Consider the following 25,857-nt stretch of genomic DNA (forward strand, 5'->3'; position numbering starts at 1 on the left):
TGCGTCTGCGCTTTGGCGAAAGGTGGAGTGATAAGATGTTTTGGACTGAAAAGACTGATAAAGCAAAGAGAAGCCGATCTCTGCGAGCGGCATCTGCTCGGTTTGCAAAAGAAGAAGACGGGTCATTGACCATCTTTTCGCTGTATATATTCATTATCATGGTGTCGCTGGGCGGCTTGGCCATGGACGTCATGCATTTCGACACTGTTCAAACAAAACTGCAAAACACGGCTGACCGCGCCTCACTGGCCGCAGCCGATTTGGATCAGTCGCTGAACGGCTATGCCGTCGTGAATGACTATTTCGACAAAGCAGAAATGTCGAAGTACCTGAAGGCCACTGATGTGCGAGGCGGCATCAACTGGCGCGAAGTAGAAATCCACACAGAAGCGGTCATTCCGACATATTTCATGTTCTGGACATCAGACGCGCACCAACTGACTGCGAAAGCCGACAGCATCGCCAGCGAGAAAGTCACTGACATCGAAATTTCGCTTGTCATCGACATCTCTGGCTCGATGGGCAGCAACAACCGCTTGCCGCGTTTGAAAGTTGCCGCTGGCGAATTTTTCGACGCCGTGATCAAGAACACCACTGACCCGAACCTGGGCATCACATCCGTATCCATTATTCCCTACAACCACTCGGTGAATGTTGGGCCGGACATCTTGGCCCATTACAATCCGACCACAAAGCACAACGAAAGCTACTGCATTCGCTTTACGTCGAACAACATGAAATGGCGCGGGCAGTCGACGACAAATAGCCTTAACCGGATCGCTCACTTTACGCAGAACGACCAAGGCATTTCCAGCTCGACTGACATGTACAGAGTGCCCGATAGTTGGGAATTCTGGTGTCGCAATGACAGCCGAACCGAAATCATGCCGTTCCAGTTCGACAAACAGAAGCTTAAAGACCATGTGAATGCGTTCTACGCCAGCGGCTGGACCGGTATCGACAATGGTATGAAATGGGCCAGCATCTTGCTTGATCCCAGCTCGCGCCCCGTCATCACCAACCTGAAAAACGCTGGCAAAGTGCCAACGCTGTTGGCCGGACGCCCTGTGGGCTATGACAACAGCGAGAACATGAAAGTCATCGTATTGATGACAGACGGTGCTAACACCCTGCAACGGGACCTGAAGTCTAAGTACAAAAACAACAAATCAGACGTTTGGTATTCCCCCAGCCGCGATGAATGGATGGTGAAAATCAAAGCCAATACGAGCAGCAAGCGCTGGTATTACCCGTATGATGCGGACACTGGCAGCGATGACGTCTATCGCAGCTATAAACGGTCGGATGCCATTCGATACACTTACCAAGACCTGTACAAAATCTGGGGTGTTGATGATTTCTCGGACTACTTTTATCGACGCTCGAACACAGCGCTTTACGAAGAGCACAATGATGTGGTCGAGACATACATTGAAAACGGCGATATCGATGACAACGTCAAACTGATTTGTAACGCGGTGAAGGCCAAGAACACATCAATCTTTGCGATTGGCTTTGAGGCCCCGACCCGTGGACAAGACATCATGCGCGAATGTGCGTCAAGCGACGGACACTACTTTGATGTGGACGGGACCGAAATCACGACGGCGTTCAAGGCAATCGCCAGCCAGATCAATCGCCTGAGGTTGACACAATGATATCGTCACGTCCTTTTTTGCAACGGCTCAAACGCTTTCAGCGTGATGAAGACGGCAATGCCACAATCGAATTTGTGATTTTGTTTCCGTGGTTTATCTTCATCATGATGATGTCGATCGAGGCAGGCCTTGCCTCGTCGCGCAATGCGATGCTGGAACGCAGCCTGGAACAGACCGTGCGAGCGATCCGTATCAACACAGCCTCGCCCCCCAACTACAATCAGGTCAAAAAGATGATTTGTGACGGGGCTCCAATTTTTGCCAAATGTGACACTCGTCTTTTGTTGGAAATGGAAGAAATCGATCCACGTGCGCCTTTGACAGTGAATAAAAACACCCAGTGCAATGATGATCCCGAAATCATCAAACCCACACGGGGCTATGCCACAGTAGGCGACAACACTTTGATGCTGTTGAGGGCCTGTATCATGACCAAGCAATTCTTTGTTGTGAACGGCATTGGCTTGGACATGCCGCGTATCAAAGGCGGCTTTTATGGAATTGTAGCAACCACTGTATTTGCGAGTGAACCATCATGATCTGGGCAAGACTGACAACACGCATTCAGGCGTTCGCCAAGGATGTACATGGCGGCCTTTCTATCGAGACCGTACTGATGTGGCCTTTGCTTTTGTGGGCTTACGGCGCCATGTTCGTCTTCTTTGACGGGTTCAAGCAACAAAACCTGGCATTAAAGGCCACCTACACTGTGTCCGATACCATCTCTCGTGAGATGAACGCGTTGAACACGCAATACATCGACACAATGCACGACTTGATGAACATGCTGTCGCGGGCCCGGCTGGATACAAAGCTGCGTGTGACAATGGTCAAATGGGATGGCGTTGCCAAAAAGAACAAAGTGGTGTGGTCCGAGGCACGCGGCCCGGGTATTGTAAAATACAACACCAATTCACTGCAGGCTGTTGCAGATCGAATTCCTGTAATGCCTCATGGCGAACAAGTGGTCTTGGTCCAATCCTGGTCTATTTTTGAGCCCTTCATGTGGGTCGGATTTGGCGGGATCACCTTTGAAAATCTGGTGACAACGCGACCGCGCTATGTGGCCCATATCTGCTGGACCCAAGGCGGCACGCTGACCTGCGGCACCTGAATGCTACGCGCCCCAGGCATTAGGGGGCGCGTTTGACCAGCAGTAATTCGATCTGCTCGGCCATGAATTTGGATTGCCCCGCGGGCACAACGCCCCCGACACCAATGCGTTTGCCAGTGCACCACCACATGCCCGGCGCCCATTTGCGCGGATGGCGATGGGCAAGATGCACCATAAAACCATTGGATGGTTTGAACGCGAAAAGACCGCGGTCGACTTTGGTCATATCAGCCGTTTTGGCCAAGACAGTTCCGTTCATGTCGCTCAGCGCCGATGTCGTTAGGCGCAACCCTGTGGCCGTAGCGCGCCACAAACGTTGGGCAGAAATCAACGAAAACACGCCGGCCACCAGCAAAAAGACGATATAGCCAAAGCCAGAGGGCGGATTCGCAATCGCCAGATAAATCAACAAAACGCCCAAAACCCCTTGTGCCCCAACTGCAAAGATGCGGCGCGCACCCGAGGCTTGAATTTCGGCTAAAACTGTATCTTGTGACATGTGATATCCCTGGTCGCGCAGCCTGCACAGCAGGCCATGCGATGGGATGTGTCAGGCTTGACCGCGTTTGACAACCACTTCAGCCCCAGCAGCCTCTGGTTCGTCATCGTGCATCTCGGCGGGAAAGCCTTCAGCGCGAATGTCCAAGCCCGTCGCATCCTCGAGCCTGCGGATGATATTCGGCGACAGCTCGCGCGGGCCGTACCGGTCAATCCCGTCCTGGAAGATCTTGATCATAAGCGGGTTCATTTCCAATGGAATACCTGCGCGGTCCGCAACATTTTGGAATAGACCAATGTCTTTGGCCACCAAATCCATAGTGAAGGAAATATCGCGACTGCCATTCAAGATCACCTGACTTTCGGTTTCATGGACAAAGGATGTACCGCTGGACATTGCGATGGCCTCATAGGCTGTGGCCAGATCCATGCCAGCCCCTTTAGCCACCGTCAGAGCCTCGGCGCAGGTGATCAGATTGGCCGTGGCCAGATAATTGGTAATCACCTTGAGAATGGAGGCAGAGCCGATCTCACCCGTATGCAACACCCGACGCCCCATGACTGTAAGCAAGGGCAGTATCCGATCAAATGTCTCGCGCGTGCAGCCCGCAAAGATCGAAATGTTGCCGGTGTCCGCACGGTGACAGCCGCCAGAAACAGGACAATCTACAGCCGCCCCTCCAGCCGCAATAACCAAAGCCGACAGGCGCTTAACCTCAGCCTCGTCCGTGGTCGACATTTCCATCCAGATCTTGCCTGATGTGACTTCTGGCAACATTTGTTGCAACACGGCGTCTGAGGCCGCAGGGGACGGAAGACAGGTGATTACGGCATCGCAGGCCTGCATTACATGGGCCGCATCGCGGCCAGCCTTTGCGCCCTTGGCCACGGATGCCGACACAAGATCTGCATCCAGATCAAAGACCATCACATCCTTGCCATTGCGCAACAAAGACCCCGACAGTTTGCCACCAACATTTCCTAACCCGATAAACCCTACCTGCATTTCTGCCTCCCTTTTGGCGTTTTCCAAAGCTTTGCGATGATTCCACCCATCGTCCGCTCTGTTTGCGACCAAATCATTTTCTTTTTTCTAAAAATACTCAATCTCGACTGGATCCAAGCTGCGCATCTGCACACAATTTTTGCGCAGGACTGCCAAATTGAACTGGATCCCCGTACCCTCTAGCTAAGGATCAAAGGAGAAACATCATGTCACTTCGACCAACACTAGAGACGCGCAAAGCCCAACCTACCCTCGAAGGGGCAGGCGTCAAATTGCACCGCGCCTTTGGTTTTCAAGATCCCAGCGAGTTGGACCCGTTCCTGCTGTTTGACGATTTCCGCAACGACCGCCCAGAGGACTTTGAGAAAGGCTTTCCATGGCACCCGCACCGCGGCATCGAAACCATCACCTATGTACTATCCGGGACGGTTGAGCATGGCGATAGCCTTGGCAACACAGGCACCCTTGGTGCAGGCGATGTTCAATGGATGACGGCCGGATCGGGGATTTTGCACCAAGAAATGCCCAAAGGCGACCCACGCGGCCAGATGCACGGCTTTCAATTGTGGGGCAACCTGCCCAGCGCGCAGAAAATGACAGATCCGCGGTACCAAGACGTAGAAGGCAAGGAAATCCCAGAAGTCATCGATGACGACGGCACCCGCGTGAAAGTTGTCGTGGGCTCGTTTTGGGGCAAAACCGGGCCTGTGGATGGTATCGCGGCAGACCCGCAATATCTGGACATTTATGTGCCAGCCGGTGTGCGCAAGACCTTTAAGATCGACACTTATCGTCGAGCATTTGCCTATGTTTTCGAAGGGGATGCGGCTTTTGCCGATGCTTCAGACCCGTCGGGGATTTTGCTGGAAAAAGAAGTGGGTGGCGAGGAAGTCAACATTCGTGACATGTCCGGAGATCGCACGTTGATCCGCTTTGGCACTGGCGATGAAGTCACAGTGCAAGCTGGCGAACAAGGCGTACGGTTCTTGCTGATCTCAGGTGCGCCGATCCAAGAGCCGGTTGCCTGGCACGGGCCCATTGTGATGAACACCCAAGAGGAGCTGATGCAAGCGATGCGCGATCTGCGCAATGGGACGTTCATTAAGCCTGCTCACTAAACCCAAACCAAAAACCATTGAGGTTTTGCGCTTGGCCTACGGCCAATCGCTGGGGGGCGGGGGCGCTGCGCGCCCCCGCCCCCTAAAATGTTGCAAATTTTCCAAATAGATTTAAGCGAGCTGCGCTTTGACCAAACCACCAACTTTGGAAAAATCCATCTGACCGGTGTATTTTGACTTTAGCGCCCCCATGACCTTGCCCATGTCCCGAATGGATTGGGCCCCTGTCTCGGCAATCGCCTTTTCAACGGCTGCGGCGCTTTCTGTCTCGTTCAATTGCTTGGGTAGGAAGTCTTCGATTACTGCAATCTCAGACAGTTCTTTCTCCGCCAGTTCAAGACGCCCGCCTTCCTCATAGGCACGCGCCGATTCCTGCCGTTGCTTTACCATTTTGCCAAGGATTCCAAGGACATCACTGTCGCTGACGCTGACCTCATCACCCGAGCCGCGCGCCGCGATCTCCCGGTCCTTGATAGCTGCATTGATCAGCCGTAACGTGGACAACCTATTGCCATCCTTGGCCCTCATCGCTTCCTTTAGCCCAGTGTTGAGCTTGTCTCGCAAAGTCATGGTCATCTATCCCCAGAGTTTCATGAACGCCCCAACTTAGGGGCAAAGCCTTTGGAAGACAAGAGAGAGGCTATTTTCTAACCCATTGAAATTCCATGTGATTACATTTTGCACCGCCCTTGACCCTGACCGCTTGCAGGCATAGTTTCCGCCACGTTTGCACGCCATATTGGGGATCCCTTGTTCATGTCTCAGCCATCGAAAACACCCCCGACAGCCTGTCTTGCACTGGCCGACGGCACTTTGTTTTATGGGATCGGGTTTGGGGCCACAGGGCAAACCCAGGCCGAGCTGTGCTTCAACACAGCTATGACGGGCTACCAAGAGATCATGACCGACCCGTCTTATGCGGGCCAAGTGGTTACGTTTACCTTCCCACATATCGGCAATACCGGCGTCACAGACGAAGACAACGAAACGGCCCAGCCCGTGTCCGAAGGCATGGTGGTCAAATGGGACCCAACCGAGCCCAGCAATTGGCGCGCCACATCGGATCTGCAAACATGGCTGGCCAAACAGGGGCGCATCGGTATTGGCGGTGTGGATACTCGGCGCCTGACCCGTGCGATCAGACAACAAGGCGCGCCGCATGTGGCATTGGCCCATGACCCCGAAGGCAAGTTTGACATCGAGGCTTTGGTCGCGGCAGCCCGCAGTTTCGAAGGCTTGGAAGGTGTCGATCTGGCCAAAAAAGTAACCTGTGCGCAATCCTATCATTGGAACGAGATGCGGTGGGCCTGGCCCGAAGGGTATGTAACCCGAAGCACGCCAGGTCATAAAGTGGTGGCCATCGATTACGGCGCCAAACGCAACATTTTGCGTTGTCTGGCCTCGGCTGGATGCGATGTTACAGTCTTGCCTGCGACAGCCACGGCCCAAGATGTGCTGGACCTGAACCCTGATGGTGTCTTTTTGTCCAATGGTCCGGGTGATCCGGCGGCAACGGGTCAATACGCCGTTCCGATGATCCAAGAGGTTCTTGAAAAATCTGATATTCCGGTTTTCGGTATCTGTTTGGGCCATCAAATGCTGGCTTTGGCCCTCGGAGCGAAAACGATCAAAATGAACCACGGGCATCATGGCGCGAACCATCCGGTCAAAGATATGGAGTCGGGGAAAGTTGAAATTACTTCGATGAACCATGGTTTTACTGTCGATACGCAAACACTTCCTGAAGGTGTCGTGGAAACCCATGTGTCCTTGTTTGATGGGTCCAATTGCGGCATTCGCTTGAGGGATCGGCCAGTGTATTCGGTGCAATACCATCCCGAAGCCTCGCCAGGTCCACAAGACAGCTATTATCTGTTTGAACGGTTTGCAGCAGCCATGGCCGAACAATCTGCATAAGGCCTGTCGCCTGCGCTGTGCGAAACTGACAAAATTAACCTGTCATTAAGGCTGTTTAGGCCAATCTGTCCCAGTAGAATTTGCGGACAGCAGGTCTTGTTAAAATGAATGCAGCCACACGGCTCTTTGCACATCCACCAGCCGCCCGCGCACGGGTCGCAGAACCTGTGCCACAAGACACAGGTTTGCTGGATGCATTGCTGCAACAGAACGTGTTGTGCGCCTCAGACTGGATGAAGGCGCGGGTTGCGGGGCTGACACTGGAACATGATCAGGCCCAGTATCTTTTGACCCACCGCATGGTCAAAGAGGCAGATCTGATGCATGCGTTGCACCTGCGCTATGGCATTGACGAGGTCAATCTGGCCAGCACCCCTCCAGACACACGCTTGATCGACGCCTTTGGCCTGCAAAAGTGCATCAAACACGGTGTGCTTCCATGGCGGCAACTGGGCAAAACCGTGGTCGTGGCCACAGCGCACCCAAATCAGTTTGAGCGGCTGCGCAACAGCTTGCCTGCCCCGTTTGACACAGCCCTACTCGCCCTCGCGTCGGAACGTCAGATCCAAACCAGCCTCTTGGCAAACCGTGAGAAAAAGCTGGCTGAAATGGCCCAGACCCGTGTGGCCCCAGAGGACAGTTGCCGCGATTGGTCGGCCACGCGATTAAAGGCGCAGGCGGCACTGCTATTTGCCATGATTTGCACGGCGTTTTGGGTTGCGCCCACACTCAGCTTCGCAGGTCTATGTCTTTGGGCCAGCATGTTTTTGATCACAAATACATGGCTTAAGGCCCACGCGGCAGGATTGGTTTGGTGGCAGGGGCCCGTGGCCCCACCGCTCAAAACCACCCATATGTTTCGCAAGCCCGTGGTCTCGATCATGGTCCCGCTTTTCAAAGAGCGGGAAATTGCGAGCACGCTGATCACACGGCTGGAACGTTTGCGCTATCCCAAGGCACTGCTCGATATCTGTCTGGTCATAGAGGCGGATGATGACACGACCCAAGCGACCTTGGCCTCAACAACGCTTCCTGTTTGGATGCGGATCATCAAGGTCCCGCAAGGCGCGCTAAAGACAAAGCCAAGGGCGCTAAATTATGCGCTGGATTTTTGCCGCGGACAGATCATCGGGATTTATGACGCTGAAGACGCGCCCGACCCGGATCAAATCAACACCGTGGTGCAACAGTTTCATAACAGCCCGCCACAGGTCGCCTGTTTGCAAGGCATTCTGGATTTCTATAATCGCCACAGCAACTGGCTTTCGCGTTGTTTCAGTGTGGAATACGCTACTTGGTTTCGCGTCGTTTTACCGGGCCTGTCGCGCCTTGGATTTGTCATTCCTTTAGGGGGCACCACTTTGTTCTTCCGCCGTGCGGCCCTAGAGGATCTGGGCGGGTGGGACGCACACAACGTCACCGAAGACGCAGATTTGGGGGTGCGATTGGCCCGCCATGGTTATGAAACCCACCTTGTCGCCAGTGTGACCCAAGAAGAGGCAAACTGCCGAACATGGCCATGGATCAAACAGCGATCACGCTGGCTAAAGGGCTATGCGATCACCTACGGGGTGCATATGCGACGCCCCTTAAAACTATGGCGTGACCTTGGGGCATGGCGCTTTTTCGGATTTCAGGTCCTGTTCCTCGGGGCCCTGAGCCAATTCGTTCTAGCCCCGATACTATGGAGCTTTTGGTTGGTGCCCTTGGGCCTTCCTCATCCACTGGACAGCGTGTTGCCGACTTGGGGGTTTTGGGTTGTGGGTGGATTCTTTGCCCTCTCCGAGTTGGTTAATATTTTGGTGGGCATGTTTGCCGTGTCGGAACGGTCGCACCGTGATCTGATGAAATGGGTGCCTAGCCTCCATTTCTATTACCCCTTGGGGGCGCTGGCCTCGTACAAGGGCCTGTGGGAAATTATCACCAAACCGTTTTACTGGGATAAAACGGCTCACGGTATTTTTGCGGAAACCTTGGTGAAGTCGCCTACTCAGCCGCCTGAGCCGAGGCCGCGTCAGACTTAAGTCGTGTTTGAAACGCGATAGAGATATGATCACGCAGCGCCAAATGCGCCGCCTCACCATCGCCTGCTTCGATAGCAGTGACGATCGCTTCGTGCTCTTGCAGCGCCAATTCCCCGCGCCCATCCACAGCCAGTGAAGTGGTTGCCAACAAAGCCATAGAGCGGTGCACCAGATCCAATTGCTGCACCAAATAGCGGTTGTGAGAGGCCAGATGAATCTGTTTGTGGAACCGCCGATTTGCCCGTGACAGGGCCTGCGGATTTCCAAGCAGGGCCCGGTCCTCGCTCACCATTTCACGCAGTACACGCACTTCTTCAGGGGCTGCGTGGCGAGCAGCCAAACGGGCGGCCAGCCCTTCCAACTCGGATCGGACGACATAAAGCTCGGCCAGTTGATTGTGATCCAATGAAGCCACGATCAGGCTGCGGCCATCGCGCGCCAGCAAAGACTGTGTTTCCAAACGCTGCAACGCTTCGCGGATCGGGGTGCGAGACACACCAAAACGGTCTGCCAACTCGCTTTCGACCAATCGGTCGCCCGGCTTATAGACGCCAATATCAATAGCGTCCAAAATCATGGAATAGGCGTCTTTTTGCGTCGGTTTCAGCATATTCATACTGGGATCCAAAATGTGATTTTTGTAAACTTTACCTAACAGACGCATGTCAATCAAGTATTACAGTTGGCGAAACTCCGGGATCACTCTAAAAAATTACTATGAACTTATCATCTTTCCAAGCTGTTCGGACATGGGTCTTTGACCTCGACAACACGCTCTATCCCGCATCATCCGCCCTTTTTGATCAGATCGAAATGAAAATGCGGGAATTTGTGGCGGACTTTCTGAAGGTTAGCCAAGACGAAGCCGATCAACTGCGCGCCAGCTATTGGCGCGATTACGGCACTACTTTGGCTGGCTTGATGCACTGCAACGACATGCCCCCCGAGCCTTACATGACCGCGGTGCATGATATTGATTTCAGTGTTTTGCATAGGGATCCAGCGTTAGCCGCTTATATTTCCGCCCTGCCGGGACGCAAAATTATCTATACAAACGGCTCTGCGCCCTATGCACGCCGGGTCCTAGAGGCTCGTGGACTGTCAGGGTTGTTTGAGAGCGTTTACGGGGTTGAACACGCAGACTGGCACCCCAAACCCAGTCGCGTGGCCTTTGAAACCGTGTTTTCAAAGGCTCAGTTTGATCCAGCCACAGCCGTGATGTTCGAGGATGACATTCGCAACCTGCAAGTACCCCACGCCATGGGGATGGGCACAGTCCATGTGGCACCAGTTCAGGCCGACCATGACCATATCCACTTTCACACCAGCGACCTGACGGATTTCTTGTCGCAGGTCATCAATCAGGCTTTTCCAAACGCCATGCCGGACCTACCTATGGCTCATGAATAAGATCGAGACAGATATTTTAGTGTCCGGCGGCGGCATCGCCGGACTGGCAGCGGCCTATGCATTTGGACAGGCGGGGTTCAAAACCATTTGCGTGGATCCCACGCCCCCGGTTGTAGATCGCGACACGGCTGGCGCCGACCTACGGTCTACGGCGCTGTTACAGCCTGCTCGGGATTTTTTGGATCATATTGGCCTTTGGTCCCGCCTTGACGATCACGCCAGCCCCTTAGACGTCATGCGGATCATTGACGCCGGTGGGGCCAACGGGGAGGCGCGTCTGACCAAGGATTTTGTGGCCACCGATATCTCGGATCGCCCCTTTGGCTGGAATGTGCCAAATTGGTTGCTGCGCCGTGAGATGGTCGCAGCACTAACCCAATTGGACACCGTCGACTTTCGATCAGGGTGCGCCACCAAAGCTGTGCTGACACGCCAATCCCATGTCCTGGCTACGCTGTCAGATAGCACTCAGATCCGTGCAAAACTGATCATCGCCGCAGACGGCCGGGCGTCCTTTGTGCGACAGGCCGTCGGGATTGATGTTCAGACAAAGCGCTACGGACAAAAAGCGTTGGCTTTCGCGGTCACGCATCCCATCCCTCATGAACAGGTTTCGACCGAAATCCACCGGACCGGAGGGCCATTCACCCTTGTACCCCTGCCCGATCATAAGGGGCGTCCATCCTCGGCGGTGGTTTGGATGGAAAGTGGGCCGAACGCGCAGCGGTTATTTGAGATGGATCCGTCTGATTTTGAGGCCGCAATGTCCGAGCGATCCTGCCATGTTTTGGGGCCTCTGACGCTGGCCTCGGATCGCAGCATTTGGCCAATTATCAGTCAAATTGCAGATCAATTCCATGGCCAACGTGTGGCCCTGATTGCCGAAGCCGCACATGTAGTGCCACCCATCGGGGCCCAAGGACTCAATATGAGCCTTGGAGATGTGGCCAGCCTATTGGCACTGGCTCAAGAGGCGCCAGATGCAGGCGACGCAGCTCTTTTGGAAAGGTATCACAAATCGCGATACAGCGAGGTCAAGCTAAGGGTGACAGGCGTGGATGCCCTTAACCGCGCATCGATGATGTCGGCCCAACCTATGCGAGACCTGCGGGCGCTGGGATTGCAAGGCTTGCACGCGGCTGGACCCGTGCGCAAAACCTTGATGAAGCTTGGCTTGGGAACCAGTCAGAGCACCTGATCAACAACCCGCTTGAGACGCGCCAGCGTTGCTGGAACATCATACAGTTTGTCGAGGCCAAAGAGGCCCAAGCGGAAGGTTTGGAAATCCGCCGGTTCGTCGCATTGCAAGGGCACACCAGCAGCGATCTGCATGCCGTGGGCGGCGAATTTAGCACCTGACTTGATCTCAGGGTCAGATGTATAGCTGACCACGACGCCTGGCGCGCCAAAGCCTTCTGCGGCGACAGAAACGACGCCCTTGTCCGACAACATTTTGCGCACGCCTGTGCCCAGCGCCCATTGCGCCTCAGCCAGTTTGTCAAAACCAAACTCGCGCGTTTCCAGCATCGTGTCGCGAAAGGCCGTCAGACCATCTGTGGGCATTGTGGCATGATAAGCATGGCCACCGCCCTCATAAATATCCATGATGCTGGCCCATTTCGCCAGATCGATAGCAAAGCTGTTGGAGTGGGTGTCAGACAGGCGCGCCTTAGCCCGCTCGGACATCATCACAAGGCCAGCCGACGGTGTGCTGGACCAGCCCTTTTGCGGGGCAGAGATCAGCACATCCACACCGGTTGCCTTCATATCGACCCATGCACAGCCCGACGCGATACAATCGAGCACCATCAGCGCGCCAACCTCATGGGCGGCCGCGGCAAGGGCACTGATATAGTCATCCGGCAAAATCACACCCGCCGATGTTTCCACATGCGGGGCAAAAACCACGTCCGGTTTCGCCTCACGGATCTGGGCCATGACCTCGTCTATCGGGGCTGGCGCAAAGGGGGCCTGCGCACCGTTGCCGGTCTGGCGGGCCTTCATCACTGTGGTTTTTGCCGCGAAATGGCCCGCCTCAAAAATCTGGCTCCAGCGGTAGGAAAACCAACCGTTGCGCACAACAAAGGCGTGCGTGTCGTTGGCGAACTGGCGCGCCACGGCTTCCATGGCAAAGGTGCCGCCGCCCGGAACAATTGCCACTGCGTCCGCGTTATAAACGTCTTTGAGCATGCCCGAAATATCGCGCATCACGTCGCCGAATTTGGCACTCATGCTGTTTAGTGATCTGTCTGTAAAGACCACTGAAAATTCTTCCAGTCCGTTTGGATCGATCGTGTCTAAAAGCGCGCCCATGGCCACCCCCCCGTTTCATTTGGGTTTGGGTAAGGCCAGTAGCATCAATTTGCAAAGTCTTCTTTGGTATACCGGCCCAAGCGTTTCACAATGCCGCAGGTCCAGGGCCGCACGTGCAAGGACCGATCACGGTGCAAAGGACCTGCATGCAACAGCAAAGGGATTAGGCTTTTTTGCGGTCGGCCCGAACCATATCCAGAGGAAAAACAATTTTGTTTCGACCGGTTTCTTTGGCCCGGTAAAGCGCCGTATCAGCCAGTTTAATTGAGGCATCCACAGATTGTGCGGCCTCTTTGAGTGATCCACCGATGGAAACCGTCACCGAGATTTGCGCGCCATCCGACATAGCTGGATTGGCCTCAATATCAGTGCGAATTTTCTCGGCGATTGAATTGCCTTCGCTTAAATCGGCTTGGTGTAGGAAAATCACAAACTCTTCTCCGCCAAATCGACAAACGATATCTTGGGGCTGAGTTTGCGCTTTGATCAGTCTGGCCACATGTTGAATGACCGCATCGCCTGCATAGTGGCCATAGGTGTCGTTGACTGACTTAAAATGATCGATATCGACCATTAGGGAAACGCCATAGGCATGCGGTTCAGCCTTCATTCGGTCAAAAAAATAGTCGCGCGTTGCAACGTCTGTTAGCCTGTCGCGATCAACGATGGCCTGCAACTCCATGTTTAACTTGAAAATATGGAGCTGGCTGCGGGCCACCATAACGCAGGTTGGGAGGGTCAAAATTCCTGTAATTGACATACTCAACGGGATTTCCCACCACCAGTCTTCACGCGGATAAATCCACATAATGAGCGCGCCGACGACGGCCATAAGACAAATGGTCGTGCCAATCGCAAACAGCCAGACATCTGATAGAGAACGAATTTTCATGAGTTAATCAAAATCCCGCTTAGGTTGGTGGCTGAGCCACACTGATCAGATTGACCTTGGGTCAAGTTAATTGTTTTTTGATTACACAAGTGCGGCATCAATACGCCCAATAGTTCTAATTCGCGGCATTTGATCAGTAGCCTGCGGGACTCTGTCACCGGGCAATCTGCGCTCATAAAGGCGCGTTGCCCATGCTTAGCTATATGCCCCCGTCGCGTTCTCCCGGCGGTCTGCGCGCGGTGGAAAAACAGTTTGGTTCCGCCCCGCCTCTTTGGCGCGATAGAGGGCGGCGTCGGCCAATTTAATCGACTCGTCTAGATCCCGCGCGGCGTCCTTTAGGGACCCTCCAATCGAGACAGTGACCTTGATGTTGTCACCTTCAGACGGCGTCGTATTTGCCTGCACGTTGGAGCGAATTTGTTCCGCAACCTCATGGCCCTCTGCCAAGCCTGCCTCATCAAGGAAAATAACGAACTCTTCCCCACCAAAGCGACAAACGATATCCTTCGAACGCGTGTTTTCTTTGAGAACATCGGCCACCTCGCGGATCACTTTATCACCCGCAATATGCCCGTAGGTGTCGTTCACATTTTTAAAGTGATCAATATCGATCATCAGCGAGACGCCATAGGCCTCGGGGGCGGCGTTCATCCGATCAAAAAAGTAGTCGCGCGTGGCTACATCTGTCAGCCGGTCGCGATTTACGATCCGCTCTAGCTCATCACTTAGGAGGGTATTTTGACGTATCTTGGACCCTACGAAGTAGCATATGGGTACGGACACGCAGATAGTGATGATCGTTGTGCCGCGCATGGTTTGGGGCAAGATTTCAGGATCAAAGACCGCGATGTTCAAAACCTGCGCCACAACCAGCGATAATAGGCCGATTGACAGGGCAAAGCCGTGAACCCCAACTGATGATCGTAGCTTCATTGCACCCTCAAACATGGTTCGATACCCCGCGTACTAGGGCGTAAAAGCAAACATTCGGTGAATAGCTGTCTAAACTTCTAGCCTACCCCAACATTGGCCCCGCAAGCCGCTCTTCACTGAGCAGCACGTTCGCCTCGACGTCTCCAACCCCGGGCAAGGTCATGACGCGGCGACGCAAGACCCGCTCAAAATCAGCAAGATCCTGCGCCACAACTCTCAGCCGATAATCATAGAGCCCAAGCACGTGATCGACGCGTTGCACTTCGGGAATAGCGCTGGCGGCACGTTCGAAATCCTCAAGGCTGACGCGACCCTTGGTGGCCAGTTTAACGCCCAGAAATACGGTCACGCCAAAACCTGCCTGTTCAGCATTCAACCTCAGCCGTCTGGGCCGCAGAATACCTTCGCTCCGCAGCCGTCGAATACGGCGCCATGTTGCGGGCTGGCTTAGCCCCAGCCTGCGCCCAAGGGCCCCCGCATTTTGCGTGGCATCGGCGTTCAGGGCGCGGATCAACTGCCAATCCAAAGCATCCAGATCGATCACAAAGGTAACCCCACGTCAGATTTTACGACCGCAACCTGCATGAGCGCCTCGATATCGGCGATATGCGGCAGGGTCAAAATGGACGTGCGATAGAGTTGCTGATAATGCGCCATGTCCCGCGCAATCACTGACAGACGCACGTCAACGCGCCCTAGAAACGTCTGTATTTCGATCACTTCCGGCACCTTTCGTGCTGCCGCGATAAAATCGTCAAAGGCGCGCGATTGAGTTTTATCTAAAGTCACACGCAACGAAACTTCGGCTGAATATCCCAGTTTCGCCCAATCCACTTCGTGCCCCAGACCTTCAATCACCCCTTGCTGGGTCAAATGATCGATGCGTCGCGCGGTTTTGGTGGGTGTTTGACCCAATTGATCTGATAATTCACTAACACTGAGGCTAGGATCAGACTGCCACATCCGAATAAGCCGGCGATCTGCATCCTCTAGCATGATTATTCCACTTATTTATGATTCTACGAATGATTACATCGAATATTGGAAAAATACCAGCACATGTGATCTGCCAATCACGCAAAAACCCCCTATGGTGCCATCAATCGAAACCAAACCAAAGGAGACGCCCTATGCGCGTTTATTATGATCGCGATTGCGACGTTAACCTCATCAAAGAAGCCAAAGTCGCCATTCTTGGCTACGGCTCGCAGGGCCACGCCCACGCGCTGAACCTGCGCGACAGTGGTGCCAAAAATGTTGTTGTCGCTTTGCGCGACGGCTCTCCTTCAAAAGCCAAAGCCGAAGGCGAAGGCCTGAAAGTTATGGAAATCGCCGAAGCAGCCGCTTGGGCTGACGTGATCATGTTCACAATGCCCGACGAATTGCAGGCAGACACCTACAAAAAATACGTTCACGACAACATCCGTGAAGGTGCAGCGATCGCATTTGCCCACGGTTTGAATGTCCACTTTGGCCTGATTGAGCCAAAAGAAGGCATCGACGTGATCATGATGGCGCCCAAAGGCCCCGGCCACACCGTACGCGGCGAATACACCAAAGGTGGCGGCGTGCCTTGCCTTGTTGCTGTGGACAGAAACGCATCCGGCAAAGCACTGGAAATCGGCCTGTCCTATTGTTCTGCTATCGGTGGCGGTCGTTCCGGCATTATCGAAACAGACTTCCGCGAAGAATGCGAGACCGACCTCTTTGGCGAACAGGCTGTTTTGTGCGGCGGTATCGTAGAACTGATCCGCATGGGTTTCGAAACTTTGGTCGAAGCAGGTTACGAGCCTGAAATGGCGTACTTCGAGTGCTTGCACGAGACCAAACTGATCGTTGACCTGATCTATGAAGGCGGCATCGCCAACATGAACTACTCGATCTCGAACACAGCCGAGTACGGCGAATACGTCTCCGGACCGCGGATTCTGCCCTACGCTGAAACAAAGGCACGGATGAAAGACGTTCTGACAGACATCCAAACCGGTAAGTTTGTGCGTGACTTCATGGTCGAGAATGCCGTTGGCCAGCCATCATTCAAAGCGACACGTCGCATCAATGACGAACACCAGATCGAGCAAGTTGGCGAGAAACTGCGCGGCATGATGCCTTGGATTTCTGCTGGCAAAATGGTCGACAAAGCCAAAAACTAAGCCGCATTGCGCATACAAAAGCTGTACGGGCAGGTATCCACTAGGGTCCCTGCCCGTTTTCATTTCTGGCCGGTCGCGTTCCGCGCACAGCTGCGACACAGGCGACCTGTTTTTAAATCGCCATTCTGAGGCCCGCCTGTTACCACAGCATAAACCTGCGCAAGAGCGCCCTTTGGACCGCCTCAATGATACAAACTCCAACCCTCAAAAACTGGATATTCCTGATCACATTGGGGATCATTTGGGGTGCGTCGTTCATGGCTGTGGATTTGGCACTGACCAGTCTTGGCCCGCTGAGTGTGGCCGCAGGACGGCTGACCTTTGGGGCCATTGCACTTTATGTTTTGATGCGTTCGCGGGGGGCGCGATTGCCGCCCCTTGGGCGCGTTTGGATCTATATCATTGGCATGGGCATTTTCACCAATGCTTTGCCATTTTCACTGCTCAGCTGGGGGCAACAATCGGTGCCGTCGGCCTTTGCTGGTGTGTCTATGGCGGTTGTGCCGCTGTTCACGCTGCCCCTGGCGTTCCTGTTTGTTCCCGGTGAGACCCTGCCACCGCGCAAGATCATTGGGTTTATCGTGGGCTTTGGCGGCATGCTGTTGTTGATCGGGATCGCCGATATCCAAGCAGCCCTCAGCACTGGAACACTGCTGCCCAAGCTTGCCTGTGTTGCAGCCGCCGCGTGTTATGCAGTGGGATCAATCCTGACGCGTTTGTCCCCCAAGATCCCACAAATGTCGTTTAGCGCAGGCGGGTTGCTGGTGGGGGCTTGCATATCCTTTCCGCTGGCGCTGGCCTTTGAGGGGATCCCAAACCAGATCACAGTGACCGCTGCCGGTGCGCTGGCCTTTTTGGCGCTTTTCCCCACAGCTTTGGCGACGCTTTTACTGGTGCAGGTTATCCAAAGCGCAGGCCCCACTTTTATGGTGCAGGTGAATTACCAAGTGCCTGTCTGGTCATTGATCTTTGGCGTGACCTTTTTATCCGAAACCCTGCCGCCAAACTTTTTGATCGCCTTCGGTCTTATTTTGGCAGGGCTTTTGATCAGTCAATCTGGTCGGCGGAATTTTAACCGGCCCGCATGACCCAACCGACCCCCCAGAACCCCGGTCTTTTGAACTGGCTGTTGATCATCGTCTTGGGCATGATTTGGGGCGGGGCCTTTATGTCTGTGCGATTGGCGTTGGACGGGTTTGCCCCCCTTACAGTCGCAGCCCTCCGCGTCTCTATCGCCGCGCTTTGCCTGTTGATCATTGGTCAGATCCTTGGCCAAGGGATTGGGCGGGTCAGCCGCGATGCGGGGTCATTGGGCTGGCGGTTTGCCGTGATCCTAGGGACCGTCTCGATCGCAGCCCCTCTGACATTGCTCAGTTGGGGGCAACAGTTCGTCCCCTCAGCCCTTGCCGGTGTGGCCATGGGGGCCGTTCCATTGCTGGTGCTGCCCCTTGTCTATGTGTTCTCCCCAGAGGAAGGCATCGGACCGCGCCGCGTGTTTGGCATTGTTTTGGGGTTTTGCGGATTATGCTTGCTGATCGGACCATCGGCGTTTGGAGGCACTGCAAACGCATTTGGGTTTTGGGGAGGTGCGGCCTGCATTATCGCAGCCTGCGGCTATGCAATCGGATCTGTCGTAACACGACGCGCGCCAACGATGCCGCCGATCACATTGGCCAGTGCAACGCTGTGTGTCGCTTCTGCAATTTTGGTTCCGCTGGCCCTATGGTTTGATGGCTGGCCCAGCAGTTGGCCTGCAAAGCCAACGCAAGCCATTCTTTTTGCAGCTCTTTTCCCGACAGCTTTGGCGGCTGTTATCCGTGTGCGCGTGGTCACAACTGCAGGCTCCCTGTTTATGAGCCTGACCAGTTATCAGGTGCCCGTTTGGTCGGTTATATTTGGCGTTACGTTGATGAACGAAAGCTTGCCGCAGAACGTATTTCTGGCCTTGGCACTCATCCTCACAGGTATCGGCATCAGCCAATCGCGCAGCCTTATCAGCATGTTGCGACGTAATTAAACAGCGGCTGCCACCTCGGCCACGACGCTGTCGACGACCTGCACCAGCAAATCAGGATCCTCACATTCGGCCATAACGCGGACCAAAGGCTCGGTCCCCGATTTACGAATGAGCAAGCGCCCCGATCCAACCAAGGCCGCCTCAGCCGCCTTGATGCTGTCTTGCACCGAAGTGGTCAGCAATGGGTCAGCCCCTTCATAACGCACATTCTTTAGAAGTTGCGGCACCGGCTCAAAGCTGCGGATCAGCTGGCTTGCCGGTTTATTCGTGCGGGCCATTTCCGCCAAGAACTGCAGACCGGCGATCAGCCCATCGCCCGTGGTCGCGTAGTCCGTCATAACGATATGGCCCGATTGTTCACCGCCCAGATTATAGCCGCCCGATCGCATGGCCTCGACCACATATCTGTCCCCAACGCCGGTGCGATGTAGCACCACTCCCCGGTCGTTCAAAAAGCGTTCCAACCCTAGATTGGACATGACCGTGGCCACCAATGTGTGCGACAACAACCGCCCCTGTTCGGCCCAACGCGCCGCCATCATCGCCATGATCTGATCGCCATCTGCGACCTGACCGTTTTCATCTAAAATCATCACGCGGTCGGCATCGCCGTCCAAGCAGATCCCCACATCCGCGCCATGAGCGACCACGGCTGCTGCGGCTGTATCCGTGTTGGTCGATCCGCAGTCACGGTTAATGTTGAACCCATCTGGCCCCACACCTATTGGGATCACATCAGCCCCCAATTCCCACAAGACATCAGGTGCCGCCTTGTAAGCAGCCCCATTGGCGCAATCGATCACGACCTTCAGACCGGCAATGCGCACATCACGATCCACAGTGGTCTTGGCATATTCAACATAGCGCCCACGCCCATCTTCAATGCGTTTTGCACGCCCGATGTTTTCTGGCTGGGCTGGTATAATTTCGGCTGCAACGATGGCTTCAATCTCGGCTTCAGCTTCATCCGACAGCTTGTATCCATCAGGACCGAAAAACTTGATCCCGTTGTCATGGTGCGGGTTGTGGCTGGCGGAAATCATAATCCCCAGATCAGCCCGCATAGACCGCGTCAGAAACCCGACTGCAGGGGTTGGTACAGGGCCCAGCAAAAGTACATTCATCCCCGTACTTGTCAGACCAGCGGTCAGGGCGTTTTCGATCATGTAGCCCGACAATCGGGTGTCTTTGCCAATCACGACACGATGCTTGTTCAAACCATCGGTTCGAAAGTATTTTCCTGCAGCGGCGCCCAGTTTCAACGCCATTTCGGCAGTCATGGGAAAGGTGTTGGCCTTGCCGCGCACCCCGTCTGTGCCAAAGAGTTTAGTCATGTTCACTGCGTCCTCGTACAACTGCCTCGGTGATATCCAAGGCTTGCTTTGCGGGCAGGATATCATGCACGCGGTGCAACTGCACCCCCTGAGCGTATCCTTGCAGCGTAACCGCCAATGTGCCCGGCATGCGGTCCGCCGCATCCGGTGTGTTCGTGAGGGTCCCGATAAAGCGTTTGCGTGAGGCCCCTAGCAAAACCGGGCATCCCAAAGCGTGAAAAACCGCCAATCCACGCAGCAACGTCAGATTGTGTTCCAAGGTTTTGCCAAAGCCAATACCGGGGTCGACCACAATGCGATCGCGCGCAATGCCAGCGGCCAGACATGCCTCGATCCGGGCCTCAAGAAAGTCATAAACATCCAGCAAAACATCAGAATACTGCGGCGCGCGCTGCATGTCCTTGGGCTGGCCCTTGGCATGCATGATACAAACCGGAACATCGGCTTTTGCAGCCACATCCGCCAGGGTCGCGTCATAGGTGAAGGCGGCCACATCATTGATCATCTGCGCGCCAGCCTCGACCGCCGCGGCACCCACAACGGCCTTACGGGTGTCGATTGAAATCGGGCCAACGCCAGCTTTTGTCAACGCAGCAATGACTGGTTGGGTGCGGGCGACTTCTTGCGCACTATCGACGGTTTCGGCCCCCGGGCGGGTACTTTCTCCCCCAATATCGAGGATATCAGCGCCTTCTTCTTTCAGGCGCGTTGCTTGGGTCACGGCATCATTGGTGGCCAAAAACGCACCACCGTCGGAAAAGCTATCAGGAGTGGTGTTCACGATGCCCATTAGGTTCGGTCGGGTCCAATCCAGCCCAGCACAGGCCGCGCGCGGGGCGCTGAGGGCCTTCAAGACCGGCACCGGCAAATCTGCGGCGGGTATTTGGACAGGATCAGCGCTGCGCGTCAAAATCTCGACCCGGTTAAACCATGTCCACCCCGAGGCCAGCGTGACAGCGTCATTTGGTCGGGCCATATCCGTTTGCAAAAGCGGACGATAGTATTCAGACGGCATAAAACATCCCCCTCATTTACAGATTAGTGATCCGTGGGTGGTTCGGTCAGCCAATTGACCTCATAAGCCCCATCCGATTGCTGGGGCGTCCCCAGCCCCCAAACCGCCGAGGCCGTGAGGCGCTTAGCAAACCACTGCACCATGTCCATCGGATCTGTGATCCTTTCCGGTGCGCCCTCTATGACGTCGGCTACAATTTTGGAGGGGGCCCAAACGCTGATTTGGTGGTTCTTCAGGCCCCAATCCAGTTCCGTCAGGCTGCCAACAACTTGGATCCGGGGATCATAAGCCGCCAAAACACAGGCGCTTTGATCTATCGACAACAGGTCAATGCGCCGCTGCAACAGCGTGTCACCACACTGTGGGCTTTGATCCGGCGCCGCCTCGGTGACCAAAATAACCGGGGTTTGCGAGACGTCAAAATGGTCAAGCCAAGCACCCAAATCGCTGTTGTGCATTGTACCGAAAGGCACGAACATAACGATGGGTTGCACGGTCAGGGCAGTTCCGATCTGGCCTGCGTCAGCCCTGCTGCGCATAATCTCAACACCCAAATTTCCGGGACCACGGTCCAGCTTTTCAATCCGGACAAACACACGGGCTGCTTGGGGTTGCACCAAAATCTGATCCGCTATGTTTTCAGCGAGGGTTTCAAGCAGGTTCAAACGACCATCAGCCAACTGGGCGGTGATCGCCTCTGTCACACAATCGTAGGACAGGATCCGGTCAACATCATCGGCCGCATCGTCGGCCAGTGGATAAACCTCTACCACGACATTGAACCGTACCCGCTGGGTGGTCCCCCGTTCTGCCTGAAACGCGCCAATTTCCACATGGACCACGTGATCTCGCACCGAAATCCGGTCCAGAACGTCAGGCGACATTGCCTCAGAGCGCGCCGAAGGATGCGCAAACGCCATTTCTATTTCACTGGTCATAGGCCCTCACCACAGCAGATGTGCCCGCTTACAACAGGGTTGCTGCCGGACCAAGCAGTGAATTTAAGATTGTTTGTAGAAGTGGTGGTAGCCGATGGTCGAAGTCCGTGGGAATACGCGCGCCCAGCGCGGATTGACCGACTTGGTATGATAATGGGTCGCGCCAAATGTCAGACGCTTAGGCGCGCCGTCTAGCATTGTACGAGCGATCTTACCCACACGCTCGAAGGCCCGCGGTTCGTTGATCACTTCTTTGCGGCCGTCACAGGTATATGTAAACTGACAGGCGAACTTGCGCCCTGTGCCTTGATTGATCACACCGCATACAGTGTTCGGAAACCTACGGCTTTTAACGCGGTTCAAAATGACTTCGGCCACTGCAAACTGGCCTTTGATGCTTTCGCCACGTGCTTCGAAATACAGCGCCTCTGCCAAGCACCGCCATTGGGCATCACCACGCGGCTTTGGCTGCTGAGAGACCCAATCCTTAGTGTACTGAACCGAAATGAAATTGTGCGGGCGGGCAACCGGCGCCAAAGATGTGCGCGGCGCCAAGCTGAGCTCGTCCAGACGGACTTTGTCCAGTTTCGACACAGCGATTCTATCGGCTTTTAAAAGGCTTGCCAGTTGTACTTCAACCTCGGGGTCCTGTGCCAAAGCAGCAGGTGCCACCCCTAAAAAAGAGCCTATTAACAAGGCGCAAGCGCACCAAGCTTTCAAATCGAAACCTTTAAAAAACATATCCCACCCAATTAGCGAAGCAGTGGCAGCCCCTTCAAACTGAAGGTGTTCTTAATGTAAAATTAAGTTTGCGTCCAGTTTTGCCCCTTGAGCCAGATTGGCGCAGGGCAAAAACGCTAAATCAAGCACGTCGTGCAAAGGGTTGGTCTATCAGGTTTTTCTGTCTTTAAGGCTGTCGCGCAACGCCAATTGGGCCGCCGCCAGTCGTGCCACGGGCACCCGAAACGGTGAACACGACACATAGTCAAACCCGGCAGCCCGGCAGAACTGGATGCTGTCCTCGGTTCCGCCATGTTCGCCGCAAATAGACAGGGTCACATCAGCCCGCGCAGCCCGCCCCCGTTCAGCGCCTATTTGCAAAAGCTCGCCCACACCGTCCTTATCCAAAGTGTGAAAGGGATCCTCAGGATAAACACCCTGCTGCACATAGGAGGACATAAAACGCCCCGCATCATCGCGCGACAGACCATAGGTCATTTGGGTCAAATCGTTGGTCCCAAAACTCAGGAACGTCGCGTGCTGCGCGATGTCACCGGCGCGCAAGGCAGCGCGCGGTGTTTCAACCATGACGCCCAGTTTGAAATCAAAGTCGGCGCCGGTTTCTGTCCGCACGGCTGCGGCGACAGCTTCGATACGCTTTTTGACGATTTCCACTTCCCGTTTGGCACTGACCAATGGGATCATAATCTCGGGCACAATCACCATGCCTTTGCGGGCCGCAGCAATGGTCGCTTCAAAAATCGCGCGGGATTGGACATCGTAAATCTCGGGGATGGTCAGGCCCAAACGCACGCCCCGCATGCCCAACATCGGATTGAACTCGGACACGGCTTCCACGCGTCGTGTCACATCCGACAGGGCAAGATCCAGCGCCTCGGCCAGTTCACGCATCCCCTCGCGGGAGGAGGGCAAAAACTCGTGCAGTGGCGGATCAAACAGACGAATGCAAACGGGTAGTCCTTGCATAATATCAAAGAGCTGCAGGAAATCAGCCCGTTGCATGGGCAACAAACGATCCAAGGATGCTTTGCGATCTTCAGGACTGTCCGCAAAGATCATCTCGCGCATCACCGACATCCGGTCAGCTTCAAAGAACATGTGTTCTGTGCGACAAAGACCAATGCCCTCGGCCGCAAAATTGCGGGCCGTTACAGCATCTGCGGGCGTGTCTGCATTGGCGCGCACACCGATATCGCGAAACTGATCGGCCCAGCCAAGCAAGGTCTGGAACGTATTATCAAGTGCGGCCTCACGCATGGGAACTTGGCCTGCCAAAACCTCGCCCTTGGTGCCATCAACCGTGACCAGATCACCCTCGCTAAACACGCGCCCGTCGGCTGTGGTGATGGTCTTGGCGCCGACATCCAACGTCCAATTGCTGACGCCGACGATGCAAGGCAAGCCCAGACCGCGCCCGATCACCGCCGCGTGGCTGGTCATACCGCCGCGTTCCGTAACCACAGCTTGGGCTGCGTGCATACCGCGAATATCCTCAGGGGTGGTTTCCGGGCGTACCAAAATGCAGGCTTCTTCCTGGGCTGCATGGGCTTGGGCATCAGTCCCGGAAAAGACCAATTTACCGCAGGCCGCACCGGGGCTGGCCGGGATCCCACGGGCAATTGGGTCACGTGTGGCGGTTGAAGCCACTTGGCGGTGCAACAACTCGTTCAAAGCGCGCGGTTCCACCCGCAAGACGGCCTCGGGTTGGGCAATAACGCCATCATCGGCCAAGGCGACGGCGATACGCACGGCCGCTTGGCTGGAACGTGGCAAGCGCACGCTGTCAAGGATCAGCAATTCGCCGTCTTGGATGCAAAACTCCATTTGCATTTCTTCGCGCAAAAATTGACGCCCCTGCGCGCCATGGCGCAACAAATCACCAAAAACATTCGGTAATTTCTCTTCCAAGGACGCGCCGCGACTGTCCTTGGTCAAATACATCGACGGCATATCGGCCTGCAGCGCATCACGGCCTTGCGATTGCGGCAAGTAACGGCCTTTGACCAAAGGCTCACCGGTGATTTCGTCAACGAATTGGATCACGCCTGACCCGCTTTCAGCTTTGCCCAGTCCCAAGGCCATAGACTGGATGACCAAGCCCAGGCCCGCATCAGCCGGCGCGCCTTTAGCCTGCCGCAACAGCCGCGCTGTGGTGCCTTCCCAAGCCCGCGCCATGGATCGCAAAACTTCGGCCAGTTGCACCTGTGGATTTTGCGGAAACGGTGTGCCTGCCTCGGAATCAAAAGCATCCAAAGCGGCTTTAATGGTGTCCCGGTTCGGTGTTTCGGGCAGTTCGAAATCATCGGGGTCCAGACGGGCCACGTGGATCGCATAAGACCGAATAAACCGCTGATAGAGCCTGTCTGCCAGCGGATCCCCCAACCTGTTGATCAACTCAACATGCCGCGCGTCGTTCATCCCTATGTTGAGGATAGCACTGGGGCCGCCCCAGTCTTTGTCTTGGCTCGACGGACGGACTGACAACAGAGGCGATTGCCCAAAAGGTGACAGTAAAACCGAGGTTTCCGGCATCTGTCCTGCGGCAATTCCTTTGACGCACGCAAACGATAACGCAATGGTTGTAGGGACCGGCATTTCCAGTCGTATCAACCTTTGTAGACACTTTGCCCGTCCACCGTACGTGTCAGCTGACATAGCTGCCGTTGGGGTGATCAGAGTGAAGTCTTTGAAATCGCTATGTTTTTGCATTTTGCTGCGCTGCGGCGTCCTCTCGTTGCCTGCAGCATAGACTGTAAACGATTCGTAACAAGGAAAA

25 protein-coding genes are annotated in these 25,857 nt (G+C 54.9%); 11 read left to right on the top strand and 14 right to left on the bottom strand.

Going from position 1 to position 25,857, the window contains the following annotated elements; translation table 11 throughout:
- Window positions 1–35 precede the first annotated feature (35 nt).
- Genes ACIRQ6_RS11595 through ACIRQ6_RS11605 form a run of 3 tightly spaced genes read left to right on the top strand, consistent with a single transcriptional unit; the run spans window position 36 to window position 2,772 of the window.
- On the top strand, window positions 36–1,658 hold the full coding sequence (locus ACIRQ6_RS11595; protein WP_420860746.1) for a pilus assembly protein TadG-related protein: 1,623 nt from the start codon (window positions 36–38) through the stop codon (window positions 1,656–1,658).
- Window positions 1,655–2,197 carry a TadE/TadG family type IV pilus assembly protein gene (locus tag ACIRQ6_RS11600; protein ID WP_420860747.1) on the top strand — a complete coding sequence of 181 codons (543 nt, stop codon included), beginning with the start codon at window positions 1,655–1,657 and terminating at the stop codon, window positions 2,195–2,197. Before ACIRQ6_RS11595 ends, ACIRQ6_RS11600 begins: the two co-directional genes overlap by 4 nt.
- Window positions 2,194–2,772, top strand: a complete 579-nt coding sequence (locus tag ACIRQ6_RS11605) for a TadE/TadG family type IV pilus assembly protein (protein WP_420860748.1) — start codon at window positions 2,194–2,196, stop codon at window positions 2,770–2,772. The genes ACIRQ6_RS11600 and ACIRQ6_RS11605 overlap by 4 nt, the downstream gene beginning before the upstream one ends.
- 19 nt (window positions 2,773–2,791) lie before the next feature.
- Here the strand turns inward: ACIRQ6_RS11605 and ACIRQ6_RS11610 are convergent, their stop codons facing one another.
- On the bottom strand, window positions 2,792–3,271 hold the full coding sequence (locus ACIRQ6_RS11610; RefSeq protein WP_420860749.1) for a hypothetical protein: 480 nt from the start codon (window positions 3,269–3,271) through the stop codon (window positions 2,792–2,794).
- A gap of 51 nt (window positions 3,272–3,322) precedes the next feature.
- A complete protein-coding gene (locus tag ACIRQ6_RS11615) occupies window positions 3,323–4,276 on the bottom strand; it encodes an NAD(P)-dependent oxidoreductase (RefSeq protein WP_420860750.1) in 954 nt (317 codons plus the stop codon).
- 206 nt (window positions 4,277–4,482) lie between these two features.
- Between ACIRQ6_RS11615 and ACIRQ6_RS11620 the strand changes: the two genes are divergently transcribed.
- A complete protein-coding gene (locus ACIRQ6_RS11620) occupies window positions 4,483–5,394 on the top strand; it encodes a pirin family protein (protein ID WP_420860751.1) in 912 nt (303 codons plus the stop codon).
- Window positions 5,395–5,505: 111 nt separating this feature from the next.
- On the opposite strand, the gene ACIRQ6_RS11625 is transcribed toward ACIRQ6_RS11620, so the two are convergent.
- On the bottom strand, window positions 5,506–5,964 hold the full coding sequence (locus ACIRQ6_RS11625) for a GatB/YqeY domain-containing protein (RefSeq protein WP_420863902.1): 459 nt from the start codon (window positions 5,962–5,964) through the stop codon (window positions 5,506–5,508).
- Window positions 5,965–6,150: 186 nt separating this feature from the next.
- Here ACIRQ6_RS11625 and carA point away from each other — a divergent pair, with 186 nt between their 5' ends.
- Both carA and ACIRQ6_RS11635 read left to right on the top strand, forming a co-directional pair.
- A complete protein-coding gene (gene carA, locus ACIRQ6_RS11630; RefSeq protein ID WP_420860752.1) occupies window positions 6,151–7,311 on the top strand; it encodes a glutamine-hydrolyzing carbamoyl-phosphate synthase small subunit in 1,161 nt (386 codons plus the stop codon).
- A 104-nt stretch (window positions 7,312–7,415) separates the two neighbouring features.
- On the top strand, window positions 7,416–9,335 hold the full coding sequence (locus tag ACIRQ6_RS11635) for a glycosyltransferase family 2 protein (RefSeq protein ID WP_420860753.1): 1,920 nt from the start codon (window positions 7,416–7,418) through the stop codon (window positions 9,333–9,335).
- Here ACIRQ6_RS11635 and ACIRQ6_RS11640 read toward each other — a convergent pair.
- A complete protein-coding gene (locus ACIRQ6_RS11640) occupies window positions 9,298–9,951 on the bottom strand; it encodes a GntR family transcriptional regulator (RefSeq protein ID WP_420860754.1) in 654 nt (217 codons plus the stop codon). The two genes, ACIRQ6_RS11635 and ACIRQ6_RS11640, sit on opposite strands and share 38 nt — an antisense overlap.
- Window positions 9,952–10,052: 101 nt before the next feature.
- Between ACIRQ6_RS11640 and ACIRQ6_RS11645 the strand changes: the two genes are divergently transcribed.
- Window positions 10,053–10,745 carry a pyrimidine 5'-nucleotidase gene (locus ACIRQ6_RS11645; protein WP_420860756.1) on the top strand — a complete coding sequence of 231 codons (693 nt, stop codon included), beginning with the start codon at window positions 10,053–10,055 and terminating at the stop codon, window positions 10,743–10,745.
- Window positions 10,738–11,943 carry a UbiH/UbiF family hydroxylase gene (locus tag ACIRQ6_RS11650; protein WP_420860758.1) on the top strand — a complete coding sequence of 402 codons (1,206 nt, stop codon included), beginning with the start codon at window positions 10,738–10,740 and terminating at the stop codon, window positions 11,941–11,943. Before ACIRQ6_RS11645 ends, ACIRQ6_RS11650 begins: the two co-directional genes overlap by 8 nt.
- Here the strand turns inward: ACIRQ6_RS11650 and ACIRQ6_RS11655 are convergent.
- From ACIRQ6_RS11655 to ACIRQ6_RS11675, 5 genes are all read right to left on the bottom strand, one after another.
- Entirely contained in the window at window positions 11,931–13,058 is a 1,128-nt protein-coding gene (locus ACIRQ6_RS11655) for an aminotransferase class V-fold PLP-dependent enzyme (protein ID WP_420860759.1), read from the bottom strand. The genes ACIRQ6_RS11650 and ACIRQ6_RS11655 overlap by 13 nt on opposite strands.
- A 163-nt stretch (window positions 13,059–13,221) precedes the next feature.
- Window positions 13,222–13,950 (bottom strand): GGDEF domain-containing protein, encoded by a 729-nt coding sequence (locus tag ACIRQ6_RS11660; protein WP_420860760.1) that lies wholly within the window; start codon window positions 13,948–13,950, stop codon window positions 13,222–13,224.
- 195 nt (window positions 13,951–14,145) lie between these two features.
- Entirely contained in the window at window positions 14,146–14,898 is a 753-nt protein-coding gene (locus ACIRQ6_RS11665) for a GGDEF domain-containing protein (RefSeq protein WP_420860761.1), read from the bottom strand.
- A gap of 67 nt (window positions 14,899–14,965) precedes the next feature.
- Window positions 14,966–15,427: an Lrp/AsnC family transcriptional regulator gene (locus ACIRQ6_RS11670; protein ID WP_420860762.1), complete on the bottom strand. Its 462-nt coding sequence runs from the start codon at window positions 15,425–15,427 to the stop codon at window positions 14,966–14,968.
- Window positions 15,424–15,879, bottom strand: coding sequence for an Lrp/AsnC family transcriptional regulator (locus ACIRQ6_RS11675; protein ID WP_420860763.1), 456 nt, complete (start codon window positions 15,877–15,879; stop codon window positions 15,424–15,426). The genes ACIRQ6_RS11670 and ACIRQ6_RS11675 overlap by 4 nt, the downstream gene beginning before the upstream one ends.
- A gap of 134 nt (window positions 15,880–16,013) precedes the next feature.
- Here ACIRQ6_RS11675 and ilvC point away from each other — a divergent pair, with 134 nt between their 5' ends.
- The 3 genes from ilvC to ACIRQ6_RS11690 all read left to right on the top strand — a co-directional run bounded on the left by ilvC (window position 16,014) and on the right by ACIRQ6_RS11690 (window position 19,053).
- A complete protein-coding gene (gene ilvC, locus ACIRQ6_RS11680) occupies window positions 16,014–17,036 on the top strand; it encodes a ketol-acid reductoisomerase (RefSeq protein ID WP_420860764.1) in 1,023 nt (340 codons plus the stop codon).
- Between the two features lie 185 nt (window positions 17,037–17,221).
- A complete protein-coding gene (locus ACIRQ6_RS11685) occupies window positions 17,222–18,124 on the top strand; it encodes a DMT family transporter (protein WP_420860765.1) in 903 nt (300 codons plus the stop codon).
- Window positions 18,121–19,053 (top strand): DMT family transporter, encoded by a 933-nt coding sequence (locus ACIRQ6_RS11690; RefSeq protein ID WP_420860766.1) that lies wholly within the window; start codon window positions 18,121–18,123, stop codon window positions 19,051–19,053. Before ACIRQ6_RS11685 ends, ACIRQ6_RS11690 begins: the two co-directional genes overlap by 4 nt.
- Here ACIRQ6_RS11690 and glmM read toward each other — a convergent pair.
- The 5 genes from glmM to ACIRQ6_RS11715 form a co-directional block, all read right to left on the bottom strand.
- Entirely contained in the window at window positions 19,050–20,387 is a 1,338-nt protein-coding gene (glmM, locus tag ACIRQ6_RS11695) for a phosphoglucosamine mutase (protein ID WP_420860767.1), read from the bottom strand. The two genes, ACIRQ6_RS11690 and glmM, sit on opposite strands and share 4 nt — an antisense overlap.
- A complete protein-coding gene (gene folP, locus ACIRQ6_RS11700; RefSeq protein ID WP_420860768.1) occupies window positions 20,380–21,402 on the bottom strand; it encodes a dihydropteroate synthase in 1,023 nt (340 codons plus the stop codon). The genes glmM and folP overlap by 8 nt, the downstream gene beginning before the upstream one ends.
- 23 nt (window positions 21,403–21,425) lie before the next feature.
- Window positions 21,426–22,340: a dihydroneopterin aldolase gene (locus ACIRQ6_RS11705; RefSeq protein WP_420860769.1), complete on the bottom strand. Its 915-nt coding sequence runs from the start codon at window positions 22,338–22,340 to the stop codon at window positions 21,426–21,428.
- 63 nt (window positions 22,341–22,403) lie between these two features.
- Window positions 22,404–23,012: a cell wall hydrolase gene (locus ACIRQ6_RS11710; protein WP_420860770.1), complete on the bottom strand. Its 609-nt coding sequence runs from the start codon at window positions 23,010–23,012 to the stop codon at window positions 22,404–22,406.
- Window positions 23,013–23,231: 219 nt separating this feature from the next.
- Window positions 23,232–25,790 carry a putative PEP-binding protein gene (locus tag ACIRQ6_RS11715; protein ID WP_420860771.1) on the bottom strand — a complete coding sequence of 853 codons (2,559 nt, stop codon included), beginning with the start codon at window positions 25,788–25,790 and terminating at the stop codon, window positions 23,232–23,234.
- Window positions 25,791–25,857: the final 67 nt, after the last annotated feature.

Origin of the sequence: Algirhabdus cladophorae (assembly GCF_044772865.1) — a bacterium.
GTDB classification, from domain to species: domain Bacteria; phylum Pseudomonadota; class Alphaproteobacteria; order Rhodobacterales; family Rhodobacteraceae; genus Algirhabdus; species Algirhabdus cladophorae.

Coding starts and splice junctions, on each gene's coding strand:
- ACIRQ6_RS11595 (WP_420860746.1), top strand. CDS start 36: ATGTTTTGGACTGAAAAGACTGATAAAGCAAAGAGAAGCCGATCTCTG.
- ACIRQ6_RS11600 (WP_420860747.1), top strand. CDS start 1,655: ATGATATCGTCACGTCCTTTTTTGCAACGGCTCAAACGCTTTCAGCGT.
- ACIRQ6_RS11605 (WP_420860748.1), top strand. CDS start 2,194: ATGATCTGGGCAAGACTGACAACACGCATTCAGGCGTTCGCCAAGGAT.
- ACIRQ6_RS11610 (WP_420860749.1), bottom strand. CDS start 3,271: ATGTCACAAGATACAGTTTTAGCCGAAATTCAAGCCTCGGGTGCGCGC.
- ACIRQ6_RS11615 (WP_420860750.1), bottom strand. CDS start 4,276: ATGCAGGTAGGGTTTATCGGGTTAGGAAATGTTGGTGGCAAACTGTCG.
- ACIRQ6_RS11620 (WP_420860751.1), top strand. CDS start 4,483: ATGTCACTTCGACCAACACTAGAGACGCGCAAAGCCCAACCTACCCTC.
- ACIRQ6_RS11625 (WP_420863902.1), bottom strand. CDS start 5,964: ATGACTTTGCGAGACAAGCTCAACACTGGGCTAAAGGAAGCGATGAGG.
- carA (WP_420860752.1), top strand. CDS start 6,151: ATGTCTCAGCCATCGAAAACACCCCCGACAGCCTGTCTTGCACTGGCC.
- ACIRQ6_RS11635 (WP_420860753.1), top strand. CDS start 7,416: ATGAATGCAGCCACACGGCTCTTTGCACATCCACCAGCCGCCCGCGCA.
- ACIRQ6_RS11640 (WP_420860754.1), bottom strand. CDS start 9,951: ATGAATATGCTGAAACCGACGCAAAAAGACGCCTATTCCATGATTTTG.
- ACIRQ6_RS11645 (WP_420860756.1), top strand. CDS start 10,053: ATGAACTTATCATCTTTCCAAGCTGTTCGGACATGGGTCTTTGACCTC.
- ACIRQ6_RS11650 (WP_420860758.1), top strand. CDS start 10,738: ATGAATAAGATCGAGACAGATATTTTAGTGTCCGGCGGCGGCATCGCC.
- ACIRQ6_RS11655 (WP_420860759.1), bottom strand. CDS start 13,058: ATGGGCGCGCTTTTAGACACGATCGATCCAAACGGACTGGAAGAATTT.
- ACIRQ6_RS11660 (WP_420860760.1), bottom strand. CDS start 13,950: ATGAAAATTCGTTCTCTATCAGATGTCTGGCTGTTTGCGATTGGCACG.
- ACIRQ6_RS11665 (WP_420860761.1), bottom strand. CDS start 14,898: ATGTTTGAGGGTGCAATGAAGCTACGATCATCAGTTGGGGTTCACGGC.
- ACIRQ6_RS11675 (WP_420860763.1), bottom strand. CDS start 15,879: ATGCTAGAGGATGCAGATCGCCGGCTTATTCGGATGTGGCAGTCTGAT.
- ilvC (WP_420860764.1), top strand. CDS start 16,014: ATGCGCGTTTATTATGATCGCGATTGCGACGTTAACCTCATCAAAGAA.
- ACIRQ6_RS11685 (WP_420860765.1), top strand. CDS start 17,222: ATGATACAAACTCCAACCCTCAAAAACTGGATATTCCTGATCACATTG.
- ACIRQ6_RS11690 (WP_420860766.1), top strand. CDS start 18,121: ATGACCCAACCGACCCCCCAGAACCCCGGTCTTTTGAACTGGCTGTTG.
- glmM (WP_420860767.1), bottom strand. CDS start 20,387: ATGACTAAACTCTTTGGCACAGACGGGGTGCGCGGCAAGGCCAACACC.
- folP (WP_420860768.1), bottom strand. CDS start 21,402: ATGCCGTCTGAATACTATCGTCCGCTTTTGCAAACGGATATGGCCCGA.
- ACIRQ6_RS11705 (WP_420860769.1), bottom strand. CDS start 22,340: ATGACCAGTGAAATAGAAATGGCGTTTGCGCATCCTTCGGCGCGCTCT.
- ACIRQ6_RS11715 (WP_420860771.1), bottom strand. CDS start 25,790: ATGCAAAAACATAGCGATTTCAAAGACTTCACTCTGATCACCCCAACG.